General features: G+C 42.3%; 15 protein-coding genes and 1 pseudogene. 1 reads left to right on the top strand and 15 read right to left on the bottom strand.

Annotation, left to right across the window (positions count from 1 at the left end; translation table 11 throughout):
* Positions 1-65 precede the first annotated feature (65 nt).
* From ABFX15_RS00755 to ABFX15_RS00820, 14 genes and pseudogenes are all read right to left on the bottom strand, one after another.
* A pseudogene (locus tag ABFX15_RS00755) lies at positions 66-1076 on the bottom strand (glycoside hydrolase family 1 protein); the annotation flags it as partial.
* 12 nt (positions 1077-1088) lie between these two features.
* Positions 1089-1397: a PTS sugar transporter subunit IIA gene (locus ABFX15_RS00760; RefSeq protein WP_346023656.1), complete on the bottom strand. Its 309-nt coding sequence runs from the start codon at positions 1395-1397 to the stop codon at positions 1089-1091.
* A 76-nt stretch (positions 1398-1473) separates the two neighbouring features.
* A complete protein-coding gene (gene celB / locus ABFX15_RS00765; protein ID WP_346023657.1) occupies positions 1474-2766 on the bottom strand; it encodes a PTS cellobiose transporter subunit IIC in 1293 nt (430 codons plus the stop codon).
* 29 nt (positions 2767-2795) lie between these two features.
* A complete protein-coding gene (locus ABFX15_RS00770) occupies positions 2796-3146 on the bottom strand; it encodes a PTS sugar transporter subunit IIB (protein WP_346023658.1) in 351 nt (116 codons plus the stop codon).
* Positions 3147-4156: 1010 nt separating this feature from the next.
* Positions 4157-5761: a complex I subunit 5 family protein gene (locus ABFX15_RS00775; protein ID WP_346023659.1), complete on the bottom strand. Its 1605-nt coding sequence runs from the start codon at positions 5759-5761 to the stop codon at positions 4157-4159.
* Between the two features lie 30 nt (positions 5762-5791).
* Positions 5792-7399 carry a complex I subunit 5 family protein gene (locus ABFX15_RS00780; RefSeq protein ID WP_346023660.1) on the bottom strand — a complete coding sequence of 536 codons (1608 nt, stop codon included), beginning with the start codon at positions 7397-7399 and terminating at the stop codon, positions 5792-5794.
* A gap of 43 nt (positions 7400-7442) precedes the next feature.
* Positions 7443-9038 (bottom strand): complex I subunit 5 family protein, encoded by a 1596-nt coding sequence (locus tag ABFX15_RS00785; RefSeq protein WP_346023661.1) that lies wholly within the window; start codon positions 9036-9038, stop codon positions 7443-7445.
* Entirely contained in the window at positions 9039-9440 is a 402-nt protein-coding gene (locus ABFX15_RS00790) for a sodium:proton antiporter (protein WP_346023662.1), read from the bottom strand.
* Between the two features lie 14 nt (positions 9441-9454).
* On the bottom strand, positions 9455-10153 hold the full coding sequence (locus tag ABFX15_RS00795; RefSeq protein WP_346023663.1) for an MnhB domain-containing protein: 699 nt from the start codon (positions 10151-10153) through the stop codon (positions 9455-9457).
* On the bottom strand, positions 10137-10700 hold the full coding sequence (locus ABFX15_RS00800; protein WP_346023664.1) for a Na(+)/H(+) antiporter subunit B: 564 nt from the start codon (positions 10698-10700) through the stop codon (positions 10137-10139). Before ABFX15_RS00800 ends, ABFX15_RS00795 begins: the two co-directional genes overlap by 17 nt.
* A gap of 6 nt (positions 10701-10706) precedes the next feature.
* On the bottom strand, positions 10707-11012 hold the full coding sequence (gene mnhG / locus ABFX15_RS00805; RefSeq protein WP_346023665.1) for a monovalent cation/H(+) antiporter subunit G: 306 nt from the start codon (positions 11010-11012) through the stop codon (positions 10707-10709).
* Positions 11012-11272: an MrpF/PhaF family protein gene (locus ABFX15_RS00810; RefSeq protein ID WP_346023666.1), complete on the bottom strand. Its 261-nt coding sequence runs from the start codon at positions 11270-11272 to the stop codon at positions 11012-11014. The genes mnhG and ABFX15_RS00810 overlap by 1 nt, the downstream gene beginning before the upstream one ends.
* 35 nt (positions 11273-11307) lie before the next feature.
* Positions 11308-11838, bottom strand: coding sequence for a Na+/H+ antiporter subunit E (locus ABFX15_RS00815; protein WP_346023667.1), 531 nt, complete (start codon positions 11836-11838; stop codon positions 11308-11310).
* A gap of 366 nt (positions 11839-12204) precedes the next feature.
* Positions 12205-13164, bottom strand: coding sequence for an RluA family pseudouridine synthase (locus tag ABFX15_RS00820; RefSeq protein ID WP_346023668.1), 960 nt, complete (start codon positions 13162-13164; stop codon positions 12205-12207).
* 311 nt (positions 13165-13475) lie between these two features.
* Between ABFX15_RS00820 and ABFX15_RS00825 the strand changes: the two genes are divergently transcribed.
* Complete coding sequence (locus tag ABFX15_RS00825; RefSeq protein ID WP_346023669.1) at positions 13476-14015, top strand: YehS family protein; 540 nt, start codon at positions 13476-13478, stop codon at positions 14013-14015.
* A gap of 647 nt (positions 14016-14662) precedes the next feature.
* On the opposite strand, the gene ABFX15_RS00830 is transcribed toward ABFX15_RS00825, so the two are convergent.
* Positions 14663-14809 (bottom strand): hypothetical protein, encoded by a 147-nt coding sequence (locus ABFX15_RS00830; protein ID WP_346023670.1) that lies wholly within the window; start codon positions 14807-14809, stop codon positions 14663-14665.
* Positions 14810-14910: the final 101 nt, after the last annotated feature.

Genomic DNA, 14910 nt, shown 5'->3' on the forward strand with positions numbered 1-14910 from the left:
AGATTAAGGGTCTTCTTTCTTTTTGTCTAGGTCGAATTTCCCCTCTTCCGACATTAATTTTACACATAGCCTCTATACGGATTCATTTTTCGGCCGGGCATCTCATAGTTATCGAAGAACCAGTCCGGCATGAAAGGTGAATAGGGATTAGGCAGGTGATCTTTGGCTTTTACACGGCGCGGCTGATAGTAATTTACACCCAGCAGGTCAACAATATTGTTTTTAAGCAAGTCCTTGTCTTCAGGCTGAGTCTCAGGAAGATGACCGTGTTCTTCAAGCAGACTGATCAGGTCTTCCGGGTATTCCCCTTTAACAGCCGGATCAAGGAAACTTCTATTGAAGAACAAGTCACAGATGTGAGAAGCTTTCAGATCTGCCGGATTCTGACTGCGTGGATATGAAGGGGTCAGATTCAAAACGATCCCTATCTTCCCGTCCTGTTCCTGATGATAGAGTTCCACCACTTTAGCATGTGCAATCATTGTATGGTAGGCCACTTGGATGGCGCGTCTGGCATCAACCACATTCGGATAATGGAAATCATAAAGATAGCCGCCTTCCACAGGCACGATCGGTTCATTGAAGGTAAACCATGTCTTTACTCGGTCTCCGAAGAGGTCGAAAGCAATTTTTGCATAGTCGACATACGCAGCAATGACTTCTCTGCTTTCCCATCCGCCTTTATTCTGCATCTCGATCGGCATGTCAAAATGGAAAAGGTTAACGAAGGGCTCAATATCATTAGCCAGCAGTTCGTCGATGACATTACTGTAAAAAGATACGGCTTCCTGATTCACTTCACCCTGACCACCAGGGATCAGACGCGCCCATGAAAGAGACAGTCGGAACGTATTATGACCGATTTTTTTCATGTTCCGGATGTCTTCTTTATATCGGTTGTAAAAGACGGAAGTCTGATGTGGCCCTACACCGTCAAAGAATCGGTTCGGTTCATTTTCAAACCAGTGGTCCCAGATCGTCTCACCCGATACGCCATTTCTGCTGCCTTCCATCTGTGTCGCTGATGCGGCACTGCCCCACCAGAAACCTTCCGGAAACTGATACTCTACTGTCATTTTAACGTCCTCCTACTTGAATTTATATAATTCGATGATTTCTACTGCCAAGTCTCTGACGGTCATTGCAGTCATCAGATGATCCTGCGAGTGTACCAGAATGACATTAACTCCCTGTCCGTTCCCTTGGGCTTCCTGCTGAAGCAGTTCTGTCTGAAATCCGTGAGCTTTTCCAAGTTCTTCACCGGCTTCTTTTAATTTCGCTTCGGCTTCTTCAAAGTTGCCTTCTTTTGCTTCCTGTATAGCTTCCATTGCACTCGATTTGCCGTTTCCGGCAAACAGAATAATCTGAAATGCAATCTCGTTCATTTTGTTATTCATAATGGTTCCCCCTGTTTTTTAGAAAAGAAAGGCGAACTCCCATTGAAGGGAATTCGTCCTGTCTATTTTATTTGAATTAGTTAGTCGGTTCCGCTGCACTCATCTCTTCACCATAGTACTGTTTATCAAGCAGTTTGACAAACGGGAACCAGATGACAAATACGATACCCATATTGATCAGCTGCATCACTGCACCCATCAGGTTGTTCCCGGTAGCGAGATAGCCACTCAGAAGTGCTGGTGTGGTCCATGGGACAATCACTCCGGCCGGTCTCGGTGCAAAGCCGACAGACATAGCGAAGTATGTGACTGCTGCTACGACTACAGGAGCCAGAAGCCATGGAATCATTACAAGCGGGTTCATTATGATCGGCAGTCCGAAGATAACCGGTTCGTTTACGTTGAAGATCCCGGATGGTCCACCCAGTTTAGCCAGGTCTCTCATCTGGCGGCTTTTCGCTACGACAAAGATACAGATGATGACAGCCAGGGTCATTCCGGATCCTCCGATACCGACGATAAAGGTATCCAAGAACTGCTTAGTCACGATGTGTGGCAGGTCTTCTCCAGCTTGGAATGCAGCCAGGTTTTCATCATTCAGTGAATACCAGATTGGGTCAAATACTGAATTGACGATAATTTGTCCGTGCAGTCCGAAGAACCAGAAGACTTGAATAAGCAGAACGGCGATCAGTGTTGCAGGCAGTCCACTTCCAAGAGCAGTCAATGGCTGCTGTACCAATGTATAGATGAAGTTCTGCACTGTTTCAAAGCCTGTAAAGCTGAACAGAATTCTGATAGCTAAGAAAATTGTCAGAGTAATCGTTACTGGAATCAATGCACTGAATGAACGGGAGACCGCACTCGGCACACCTTCAGGCATTTTGATTGTCAGGTTTTTACGTACGAATAAGTGATACAATTCTGCAGAAATAAATGCTGTAAAAATACCTAAGAACATCCCCTGCGCTCCTAGTGAAGCGGTTGGAATTACTCCCCCAACTTCTTCTACAATTTGAGGTGTCATGATAAGGAATGATGCGATAGCGACAACTCCACCGTAGATAGCTTCGCCTCCACGCTGTTCAACCATCTTATATCCAATACCAATAATAACAAATAACCCCATGATACTCAGTGTTGCATCAGAAGCCGGTCCAAGCGCAGCCTGATAAGCTGAGAAGCCGTCCTCTCCTAATACACGGTCAAGAAATGGCAGGTTAGCGATTACAACAAAGATCGATCCAAAGATGATCATCGGTAAAGCTACCATGAACCCGTTTCTTAGAGCACTCAGATACCGGTTGTTATTCAGCTTTTCAGCCAGCGGCATCAGAATGTTTTCTAACATTTCCATAAATTTATCCACTATTGTTTCCTCCTAATCCCCTGTCAGGCTTAATTCTTGCCAGTAAGTTCAAGTGCTTTATCAAGAACGGCTTTTCCGTCAACGCGGCCATAAGCAACCGGATCGATGACATCTAGTGGAATACCCACTTCGTCAGCAGTGACTGAGAATTTCTTTTTCATGAAACGCATCTGTGGTCCGATAAGCAGGACATCAGCTTTCTTCATGTCTTCCGGAGCTTTATCCTGAGCGACTGCCCAGATTTCAGCATCGATGCCTCTCTCTTTTGCTTCCGCTTCCATTTTTTGCACTAGCAGACTTGTTGACATTCCTGATGAACAAGCTAATAAAATTTTAATCATGTTAGTTTCTTCCTTCCTTTTTGTTTGATCTATAGTCATCTTAATGTAATAACGCTTCCATCACCACATGACTAATTTCCGTTAAGAAACGGAAAAGAATTAATTACTTATCTACTACTATAATGGGACAGATTAGCTGTACTTGTATTATGATTCTCAAAATAAGGAAGGCTTTGCGTCCCTCCCTGCCTCGACTCGCCCATAAAAGACCATAGATTTTACTTTATAGAATTAGTTTAAGTACTGAACTGCCTGATAAACTGTCATTATGACGGTTTATAGATACACCTTCATTTCCGCATTTTTCATAAGGTATAACTAGACGCTGTCTAGTTACATTTTAACGTAATTCCGAAAGAAGTCTCCCACTTCTAAGCGTATGGGTGCGAAGCACCAGTGAAAGTGGGAGATGAATTTCGGTCAAGCGATAGCTTGAAGTGGTTAATGTCATTCTCATTTGGTATACTTTATATATAGACGATAACCAAGTCTATATAGGCGACAACCAAGCCTACTGAGTATTCCTTGGCGTTAGCCAAGTAAAAGAAAACCTATGAGGCAGGGACTGCCTTTTGAGCCTACCCATATCCGATTCCTCTGTCTGCATGAAACCTGTGCAGACAAGAATGGAGTTCGTAGGAAGCCCCCACTTCAAAATCCGGAGGATTTAAGTGGTGGGTAGTTCACTCATTAAGAGCTTTAAAAGATGCCGCTGGAAGGCCTATAGCTGTAGTTTATTTTTACTTCTTAAAAAGAAGTGTCGCTAAAAGCCGTCTAGTTATAGTTTATTGACTACTTATCTTCAGACATTCCATTAGAAACCATCTAATTATAGTTCAGCCGTTATGCATCTTGATTAGCTGTCACTATAATCGTATCTAGTTACAGTTCATCATATGCTGAATGACTGAAACTATAGTTAAACTTGCAATCGATTTAATCTGCACGGCTGATACTGCTGAAAAGCCTCAATTACTGCACACCTTCCCTACTAATCTATGGCATAAGAAAAACACCCCGGTCAGCAGGGTGTTTCCAATTGATATCTGTTAAAGGACTAAATACAAGTAACCGGCAATGAACAGGAAGAAGCCTGTCATCGAGGTGATGACCGCATTGAATGTCAGTTCGACGTGACTGATCCGGTCAAGTAGACCACCCTGTTTGATGATTCCGTTGTAGATACCGACTCCGGCAAGAATCATCAGAGCATACACGATCCCTTTTTCAAAATATTCTGCTGAGAATACTTCAACTTGATACCCAAACAGGATATCCATAGAGACTGGTCCGTATACACCTGTCAGTAAGATAAGTCCTCCCATAATGAAAACAAGCAGTTCGGACAATAAGTCTTCTCTTGGTGGTTTAGATTCTTCAGGTCGGTTGTCTTTTCCGAAGAGTATACTACCGAATTTAACGAAGTATGTGATTGTCCCAAGGTTGATCAGGTTAAGACCGAACTGGACGATCGGGCGATAGCTTCCATAGCTAATCATATACTTGGAAATACTTCCGTTGAACAGTGGCGCACCGGTCACACCTAGAATACCAAAGATGATAGCAAAACCAGTTAAAGGCATCGCTCTTAAAACACCACGCATCATACGTATATCACGCGTTCCGTACTGGTGATAGACCTGACCGGCCGCAAGAAATAATGTAGATTTAAATAACGCATGACTGACTACATGGAACAGTGCGCCCCAGTAGGCGATTTCAGATCCCATATTCAGACCGATCATGATCAGTCCGATCTGGGATACTGTAGAATAAGCCAAGATCATCTTGATGTCATTTTGCCCCATCGCCATGATGAATCCAAATATTGATGTAATAAAGCCTATCAGGAAGAAAATCTCCTGCACCTGTATTACCGGTTCAAACATGGCGCTGAAACGGATGAACATATAGACACCCGTTTTAATGAAGAGTCCGGATAATATTGCAGAGACAACCGGTGGTGCACTAGGTGTTCCGTGCGCTTTCGGTAGCCAGCTGAACAAAGGAACAACGGCAGTTTTCAGACTTAAGGTCGTCATCATGAAGGCAAATGGAAGAAGGACCGCTCTTGGGCTTTCCACTTCCACGATTGCTTCACTGATGACTCTCATATCTAGAAATCCAGTGGTTCGGTAAAGCATTCCGATACCAAATAGCAGAAACGCTGTTCCGATGACATTTACGAAGAAATAGATCATTCCATCATATATCGCCTGTTTCTCTTTATTGAACATAATGAGAATCGCAACGACCACTGTCGATACCTCCAGCATGACGAACAAGTTGAACAAGTCAGTACTTAAGAATAACGAAATGATCAACCCTTGCAGAACTAGAAACAGAAATGCGAACTGCGTGTTAAAGTATTCCTTGTGATAAGCAAACAGCAGCATCATAAGGAAGATGATCGTTGTAAGTAAGACAAACACCGATGAGATGATATCAGCCATTAATGTAATGGCCAGACCATCCGGAACACCGGACATAAAGTTAAAGATGGTGTCATCCGTACGCACTTGGATAAAAATCCATAGCGCATAAGCTAACTGGGCAATCTGAACTCCGATAATGAACGGACGGGTATCTCGTTTCTTGAATAGAATATTGACGATACCGGCCAGAATCGGCCCAATGACTAGTAGGTAAAGCAATGTGTGCGACCTTCTTTCTAATTTCCGTAATTAAGCAAGCCAGTACATATAACCAACTATACCGATAAAAAACATGACAAGTGCAGTTATCATCGCATTGAAGGACAATTCGACATAACCGAATTTTGTAAATAAGTCCCGTTCCCTGACCCATCCTCTATAGAGGGCAAAGGCAGCGAGAACCAGGAGCAAGTAGATTAATGATTTTTCCAGATATTCACCTGGGTAAATCGTAAAGTCGAATCCGTAAAGGAACTGTAAGAAGGTATTGCCGAACAGCCCCGTCAGAAGTGTGAGTACCCCGAAGACAAAAGTTGTCCATTGTGGAATATCGTGGGTACTGTCCTTTTCCCTGACACTGTCAGGTTGAGTATTTTCGCCGAACAGCATGGCTGCGAATTTCATACTGTACAGCAAAGTCCCCAGATTGATTAAATTTAAAAGCAGTTGAATATATGGCGAATCGCTACCATAACTGATCATGTACTTCGAAATGGATCCATTGAAGAGTGGCGCGCCTGTAATACCAAGCAGGCCGAAGATGATGGCAAAGCCTGTGACCGGCAAAGCCTTCATGACTCCCCTTATTCTGTATATATCCCGAGTCTTGTAATGATTAGACAAGACGCCGACAGAGAGGAAAAGCACTGTCTTGAACAGAGAGTGTGCAAACATATGATACATGCTCCCCCAGTAGCTGGCTTCGGTGCCGAATGAGAATCCGACAGTCATCAGTCCAACCTGAGAGATTGTGGAATAAGCTAACAGAAGCCTCAAATCTTTCTGGGCAACAGCCAGAACGAATCCGACGATGCTGGTTACAAATCCAACAACGAGGAAAAATGCATTCAGTTCAATGACTTCAGAAAACATTGCAGTGAGGCGAATAAATAAGTACAGTCCCGTAGTCTCGTATACTCCTGATAAAATAGCAGGAATGACTGGTGGCGCACTCGGTGTGCCGTAAGCTTTAGGCAGCCAGCTCGAGAGCGGGAACAAAGCAATCTTCAGACTGATCGTTGTCAGTATAAATCCAAATGGAAGAATAAGCGAACGCGGATCCTCCACTTCTGTAATGACTTCCTGTATTGCATGAAGGTCCAGGTGACCGAATGTCCGGTAGAGCATCACGACACCAAAGAGCCAAAAACCTGAACTGATGACACTGACGAACTGGAAGATCATGCCATCATATACTGCCTGCCTGTCTTTGTTGAACATGATAAGGATCGCGACGACGACGGTCGACACTTCCAGAAGCACATAAATATTGAATAAGTCCGTGGAGAGAAAGAGTGCAATGATCAGTGACTGAAGAGTTAAGTATAAGAAGCCGAACTGAGAATTAAAGTAATCCCCAGGACAGGCATAAATCAGCAGGCCTAAGAACAACAAAGTCGTCAGCCAGACTAATACGATGGATATCCGGTCTGCATAAAGTGTGATAGAAAAGGCGCGAGGATAGCCGCCAAGATTGTCCATTATGGTGCCCTGAGTACGCACGAGATAAAACAGATAGGTTGCGTATACTGTGATTCCAAGCTGTGATCCGACGATCAGTTTTCTGGAATCACTATGGATAAACCCTACATTTATAACTGCGATAACAATCGGTACGATAATAAGCCAATATAGCATCCTGTCACTCCGTTTCTATCAAAATTTATGAGACCGAGCCTATTTACAATATTAAAGACAGATAGACAATTAGAACAATGAAGTAACCGACCATAGATGTAATGATCCCGTTAAAAGTCAGTTCTAGATGTCCAATTCGAGTGATGAGTCCCCCGTGTTTAATGATCCCGTTGTAGAATGCAACCCCTGCAACGATCATCAGCACATAGACCATCCCTTTTTGAATGTATTCGTCAACGTTCACGTGTACTTCATAGTTGAAGAAAAACTGAGTCAGTCCTTCCCCGAATATTCCAGTTAAGAATGAAGCAATACCCATAACGACACAGGCAGTCGACGCATAGAAGTCTGACTTGGCTGTCCCCTTCTTAGGGCTTTTTCCGAAAAGCATAGTTGCATACTTAACAAAGGACATCGTTGTTCCCAAGTTGATGATGTTCAAAAGCAAAGTAACGGTATAGTCATACGTTCCGTGTGCAATCATATACTTTGAAATACTTCCGTTAAAGAATGGTGCTCCAGTAATACCTAGTATTGCTAATGTCGTTGCGACCGCTACCCAGGGCATCCGTCTGAACAGCCCTCTTATCTTGTAGACATTTCGGGTGCCGTATTCTTCGTAAATCATTCCTGCAGTCAGGAATAAGGTAGATTTGAATATAGCGTGGTTGAAGATGTGGTAGAGCGCACCCCAGAAAGCACTTTCTGAAGCCATATTTATCCCCATCATGATCAGACCGACCTGTGAAACGGTATGGTAAGCCAGGATCAGTTTGATGTCTTTCTGACCCAGAGCCATGATGAATCCGATCAAAGAGGTCAGGAATCCGATCCAGAAGAAAAAGACATGCATGTCAATCACTGGATTGAACATTTCGTTGAAACGGATGAACATGTATACCCCACTCTTGATGTACAGGCCACTCAAAACGGCTGATACAACAGGTGGCGCACTGGGTGTTCCATGGGCTTTCGGCAGCCAGCTGAATAATGGCGTTACTGCTGTTTTAAGTGAAACAGTCACCATCATCATCCCGTAAGGCAGAACCACTGCTCTCGGGCTTTCAAGCATGGACATGGCCTCTTTTAAGGCACGAATATCCAAAAGTCCGAATGTACGGTAAAGCATACCGATCCCGAAGAGAAGAAAAGCTGAGCCGATGACATTGACAAAGAAATAGATCATGCCATCATATATTGCCTGCTTTTCTTTATTGATCATGATCAGGATGGATACGACAACTGTAGAGACTTCAAGGAAAACAAAGATGTTGAACAAGTCACTAGACAGGAACAAGCCCATCATCAGACCTTGAAGGACCATGAACAGGAAGTAGAATCTCGGTCTGAAATACTTCTCTCTCGTAGCATAGACTAGAAATGCAATATAAAACACTGCCGTCATCAGGACCATAAAGATTGAGATCGAATCAGCGTACAGACTTAAAGCCAGGCCGTCAGTATGGCCGCCAACGTTCCAGACTATCGGTCCAGTCTCTTTAACAGTCATGAAGACATAGAACGCCAGACCGGCATAAATCACTTGGAAAATATATAGAAATAACTTAGCTTCCCTGTTTCTCAGCAGATAAGTAATTGCTCCAGTTAGAATTGGAGCAAGCACCAATAATCCTAACAATTAATGTTCACTTCCTGTCTGATTTCTGTTACGCGACCAGTGAGTAATGCCATGCTTTTGTTTATAGTGCATAAACAAGGTCAAGCCGATCGCTGTAACACCGGTACCGATAACGATGGCTGTGATCATCAAAGCAGAGGGAACGGGATCGACAAATGCAGCTTCCTGTGCCTGTCCGATTGGGGGCACACTACCATCTGTGTAGTTGATCGTAATGTAAAATAAAAATATACCTGATTCCATGATCGACATGGACATAATGGTTTTAACAATCATTTTTTTCGTCATTAGACCATACAGTCCGATGAAGAACAAAAGAATGCCGACAATTTCGCCAGTGATAAAATCCAATGGTTTCATCTTCTTTCTTTTAATAGTTGAGGAACGTGCAGTAAATTTCACTTAGATCGACGGATTTATCTTCCTTCGTAGAATACGAATCGGTAAAAGATGATACTCAGTCCGGAGAATACTTTCAGTCCGATCAGTGAGTTCATGGTTACCATGTAAATCTGATGAGATAATGTCGTGTCTGCAGGCTGCAGCTGCATAAACACATACAGGACAGGCGTCATGACGATGGACAGGAACAGGAATTTTTCCAGTTTCTCGAGCGTATGCAAGTCCAGGTCAAAGTTTGGATAAACAAGATAACGTGTGATCAGAGCCGTTGCCAGAACAGCTCCACCCTGGAATCCTCCACCCGGCGATACATGTCCATTGATGATGATATAAAGTCCGATCAGCAGAACGAATGGATAAATGATTCCGACCATTCGGATGACGATTTCTGAGTTGTTCTTTCTATTGAAATCATCTTTTTCAAATTTATACTGTTCAGCATGTTTGTTAGCCCATGAGACGTTGATAACCTCCATAACGGAAACCATCAGCATAAGTGCTTCAAACAATGTATCGAATACACGGTAGTTCAAGTATATGGCAGCTACAGAGTTCTGAGCTCCAGTCTGTGCAAAGAAGTCAGCAGTAAAGTAATCCATCAGAGGTGTATCCAGTTGTTCCGAATGATTCAAGAACAGAAACAGCACCACGGCAGCTCCAATAACCGCAAATGCGATACGTACAATATTAAACAGTCTACTCGTCTGGGGCATCTAAGCTCACCTCATCCCTGAAAATAACACGGATATCTTCAATATCTTTAATGACGTCATTCAAGTTAGCTACGATATCCTGGAAAACTTGGTCAGTTGTATCACCATAAATATAGGTCAGATCACCTTTACGGTGGATCAGACAGTCATGTTCGTCCTCGCGCATGACTGTTTCCAGTGTACGGTTTGTATAAGCCAGTTGAGGCTCGATCTCTTCTGTACGCTCCACAAACAGCTCAAGCGGACGGACGATTGAGTCTCTGATCTCGTTTATCTGATCATCATTGAATGTTTCCACATCTTCATTTACGTAACAAATGTCGTATACTGATACTTTTTTCAAAGCAACTAAGTACATGACGGTTGACAGTCCGACCCCTATCGCCGCTTCAGCAAGCGCCACATCGGGTGCATTATAGTGCAGGTAGGCCAGTGCAATCGTCAGTGAAAAGGCACCAAGATAAATGATCGACCGACGCAAGTTATCAGATAAGACAGAGAAACAGGCTAATACTAGTAATGTCAATAATATAAATGTCTGAAACATTGTCTCCTATCTCTCCTTCTTGATTCTGTATCCACTCAAATGGGCTGAACGGGTAATGGCATGAGTAGCGATGGGATTAGTGATTAGATACAAAGCCAGTACAATGATAATCCTGCCGCTGAAAAAATCAAAGCCATGCTTGATCATCAGACCGAACAAAATCGTGATGAAGCCAACTGTATCAACTTTAGATGCAACTAGAGTGCGTGAAAAGTAGTCATTGAAACGGAAAATCCCAAATACGCCCAGTGCCATAAAAATTAGGCCGATAATAATGACTATGTTTGCGATCCATTCTACTACTTGCGTCATTATACATCACCCTTTCTTTCGACGAAGCGTGCAATCATTATCGTTCCAATAAATCCGAGCACACCATAAATGATAGCCACATCGATCATATAGGTCCGGTTGATGATGATCCCGATCAGGACAGTTGCAACAATGACCTTGGGTGAAAATAGTGCGAATCCAAGCATGCGGTCCCATATAGTCGGTCCATCCAGAACACGGACAAGTCCGAAAACTGACAGGCCGATGATAATGGCTAAAACAGTTGAATCAAAATCCATTTGTTTTTAAACTTCCTCTCTCTTCCTAATTTCTTTTACGCTTTTCCATCGAGTGTTTCTTCGTAGCGTAACAGTATATCTTCCAGTTTAAGTGGAATGACTACTCTAGGGTCATCATCCACTCCAGGTGCATTAAGCGCCAGAACCTTCAGTGTACTGCCTTTCTTATCGACAGTAACTGTCCCAGGGGTCAGTGTGATGGAATTGGCTAGTATATCGATCAGCAGTTCATCTGTAAGTTTAGTCTGACAAGTAATGATCTGAACATCTGCTTTACCGGAAATGATATTAGGAATAACATCGAATCCAGCTAGAAAAATTTCAATAATCAGTCGGAATACATATTTAGCCAGAGTACCCAGTCCGATCATGTAAGAGTGCTTATAGTTTCCCTTTAAAAGGAAACGGTCGGTGAATATTACCACTAAAATCGACATAAAAACACCTGAAAGTGCAACTCCAATCGTGAACTGTTCAAACAAAATAAGCCATACTAACGATAATAGAATAATCACTTCCTTGTTATCGACGATGTCTTCCCACAATTCATTCAAATATGTTTTCAAAAAAAAACCTCCCTTCCGACGTGAGTAGATGACAGTCTATCTCTAAGTAAGTCGATGGGCGGGTAAAATCCCATCTTTTCGGCTGTACTTCGATTGTAGCATGTTTCAAATCATATGCAATGGATTTTTTATAAAACACCGCTACACGTCTGAATGAAAACGATTTTATTTTCCATCTACTTCGATCATTATTCATATTTTCTAATTATTTAACAGTCTAACAAATTGATCGTTCACTTTACATTGATATCTGAGCATTTTTGCCTGACGTTTATATCTTGCAGCTGAACGGCAATAAACCATCCGAATAGGCTCTTACCTTATCCGGATGGTTTAATTTTTTCAGATTTTTATAGACAAATCTCTTTACTTCACTCGTTTAAGGAAACTTTTTGGTACTTCTGACGTATAGCGCACTAGTTTATTTGTTCCTGGATGAACGAGAACAAGGGTCGTTGCGTGCAGGCCAAGACGCTTAAGGGGATTAGTTTCTGCCCCATACATCTTGTCTCCGGCAATCGGGTGACCCATCTCTTTCAGGTGCACACGAATCTGATGTTTACGACCTGTCTCCAGTTCAACTTCAAGCAAAGAGTAGTTCTCGTTACCCAGAACTTTCCGGAAGTGGGTAACCGCCCGTTTTCCTCCATTGTCTTCCAAGTTGGAGTACATCTTGATCCCTTTACTTTCAGACAGCCATGATGCATACTCCCCCTGCTCTTCTTTAACGTCTCCTTCGACCAGTGCTGTATAGATACGTTCCTTGACTGTATTCTTCCAGTCTTTCTGAAGCGCCTCTTTTATTTTTTCCGATTTTGCATAAAGCATGACGCCTGATGTATCTCGGTCCAGACGGTGCACGACAAAAATCTTGTTATCGGGGTGTTCCTTCTTCACATAGTCACTCAACTGATGGTAGGCAGTCGGTTCTGTCGGGTCGTCTGAAGAAATTGAAAGCATGCCCGCTTCCTTGTTGATGACAATCAGATCCTGATCTTCATGCAGAATGGATACACCCATTAATTCAGAACGTTTTTTGGATTCCTGATTGCTCATGATATTGACTGTGTCACCTGGTTTCAGCGGATAGTTATGCTTAGTGGTCTCTTCTCCGTTCACCGACACCTGACCTCTAGTCAGTATAGATTTGACCGCATTCCGGCTTTTGTTTGTGATGACGGTCAACAAATATGGCAGCAGAGTTGTCTCTTCTTCCACTGTATAGTTCGTGGTTCCCTTTTTATTGACCTGTTTTGTTCCTTTACGGACCACATCAGACTTTTTCTTGGGCTGATTTTTATGCTTATTGTTTCTATTCTTACTCATATACTCACTCCTAAAGTTGTTGACTCCAGTACAGTATAACAGAAAACAGACTGATTTAGATCAGTGATTCAGACCTGGACAGTCTGAGCTGCATTTAGTTTTGAGAAGTGCCAATTGTATCCAGTAGAAAAATGTCATCAGAATCTTCTTGATAATCTTATTTCCAACGTTCTTCCGCATCATTAATCAAAACAGACGTTCTATAGTTGTGCTCAACAATCTAATATCTGTCTAATATATTTAATCACAGTAACTCATTTTTGCTATACTGTTCGTATGGAATCTAATTATGTGAAATGAGGCTATTAAACATGAATAATAATGATCGTCTATTACGATTAAGGTACGCACTCGATTTAAGAGATGAAGAAACTCAGGAAATATTCAAGTTAGGCCATCAAGATTTATCCTTAGAAGAGGTTCAGCTGCTATTGAAGAAAGTCGAGTCTTCTGAAGCTACCTCCGATAAAGAAGATGACTTTACCGAGAACACCTATGTTAAAGAATGCAGCAATTTGCTATTCGAATCATTTCTAAATGGACTGATCGTCTTTAAGCGTGGACAGCAAGTCACTGCTACTGGTGAGCCAGTCAAACAGACCAGACTTATCAAGCACGATAAAGATGTAAATAACGTCCTGATAAAGAAAGTCAAGATAGCTCTTACTCTTACCAGTGATGACATACTGGACATCTTAGACGACACTGGTGTCCACATCTCGAATAGTGAATTAAGTGCTGTTTTAAGGAAAGAAGGTCACCGGAATTACAAAGAGTGCGGCGACCGGTATGCACGTAATTTCCTGAAAGGACTCGCCCATCACTTGCGTGGCTTCGATTCTTCCAATTGATTATAATAGCCTTACGTATCGTCCAGCTTAGATCATTCTAATATGAACTAAGCTCATTTTTTCTATTAATTTATCTGATGATCTGTCATTAAGCTGTTTCTAGTCTGACTTTACATTCTTTCTTTTTGATAAGGTATAACTAGACGCTGTCTAGTTACATTTTATTCTTTAAGAACTTGAGAAGATGTCACTAGCAGCCTTATAGCTGTAGTTTATTTCGTAGGCAACAAGAAAACTGTCACTAAATGCTCTCTAGCTGCACCTTATATTTTTCTCACCAGATAACTTGTCGTTAAATTCTCTCTAGTTATAGATCCATCATGTCGTAACTTTATAAAGTGTCACTATTAATGTCCCTAAGCGCAGTTTAATTAGACGTAAATGGCAGAAACTGTCGCTACACAACTTTAGATGCCACTTTTATCGTATTCTTAAGATGAAATCTACCGAGTATCGGAATTCACGTGATTAAGCAGGATCACCTTCTACGAAAAATCTATGCTCATGCATATTACAAATACCCTACCCCCTTCAAGTCAGCGTGCTGAAGAGGATAGGGTATTCATAATGGAAAGAAAGTGATTGAGGAGCTGAAATTTTCAGCTTACATTTTCACTCCACCACCAGTCACGACGGCGATGATGTGCTTAGATAAGAACAGGTAAATCAGTATCAGTGGAATGATCGACATTGAAATAACGCTTATATTGAATTATTGATCTTGCCTGTTTTCGTTTCTTGCCAGATTGTTCATTTGTTACTTGCTTGGTATAGTCCTCTCGTGAACTACCCACCACTTAAATCCTTTGGATTTTGAAGTGGGTGCTTCCTACGAACTCCATTCTTGTCTGCACAGACTTCATACAGACAGAGGAATCGGATAGGGGTAGGCTCA

It is taken from the genome of Alkalibacterium indicireducens, assembly GCF_039522005.1.
In the GTDB taxonomy this organism is placed as follows: domain Bacteria; phylum Bacillota; class Bacilli; order Lactobacillales; family Carnobacteriaceae_A; genus Alkalibacterium; species Alkalibacterium indicireducens.

What these genes read in the sequence shown, in the direction of transcription:
- ABFX15_RS00760 (WP_346023656.1), bottom strand. Translation starts at nt 1,397, where the DNA reads ATGAATAACAAAATGAACGAGATTGCATTTCAGATTATTCTGTTTGCC.
- ABFX15_RS00770 (WP_346023658.1), bottom strand. Translation starts at nt 3,146, where the DNA reads ATGACTATAGATCAAACAAAAAGGAAGGAAGAAACTAACATGATTAAA.
- ABFX15_RS00780 (WP_346023660.1), bottom strand. Translation starts at nt 7,399, where the DNA reads ATGCTATATTGGCTTATTATCGTACCGATTGTTATCGCAGTTATAAAT.
- ABFX15_RS00795 (WP_346023663.1), bottom strand. Translation starts at nt 10,153, where the DNA reads ATGCCCCAGACGAGTAGACTGTTTAATATTGTACGTATCGCATTTGCG.
- ABFX15_RS00800 (WP_346023664.1), bottom strand. Translation starts at nt 10,700, where the DNA reads ATGTTTCAGACATTTATATTATTGACATTACTAGTATTAGCCTGTTTC.
- mnhG (WP_346023665.1), bottom strand. Translation starts at nt 11,012, where the DNA reads ATGACGCAAGTAGTAGAATGGATCGCAAACATAGTCATTATTATCGGC.
- ABFX15_RS00810 (WP_346023666.1), bottom strand. Translation starts at nt 11,272, where the DNA reads ATGGATTTTGATTCAACTGTTTTAGCCATTATCATCGGCCTGTCAGTT.
- ABFX15_RS00820 (WP_346023668.1), bottom strand. Translation starts at nt 13,164, where the DNA reads ATGAGTAAGAATAGAAACAATAAGCATAAAAATCAGCCCAAGAAAAAG.
- ABFX15_RS00825 (WP_346023669.1), top strand. Translation starts at nt 13,476, where the DNA reads ATGAATAATAATGATCGTCTATTACGATTAAGGTACGCACTCGATTTA.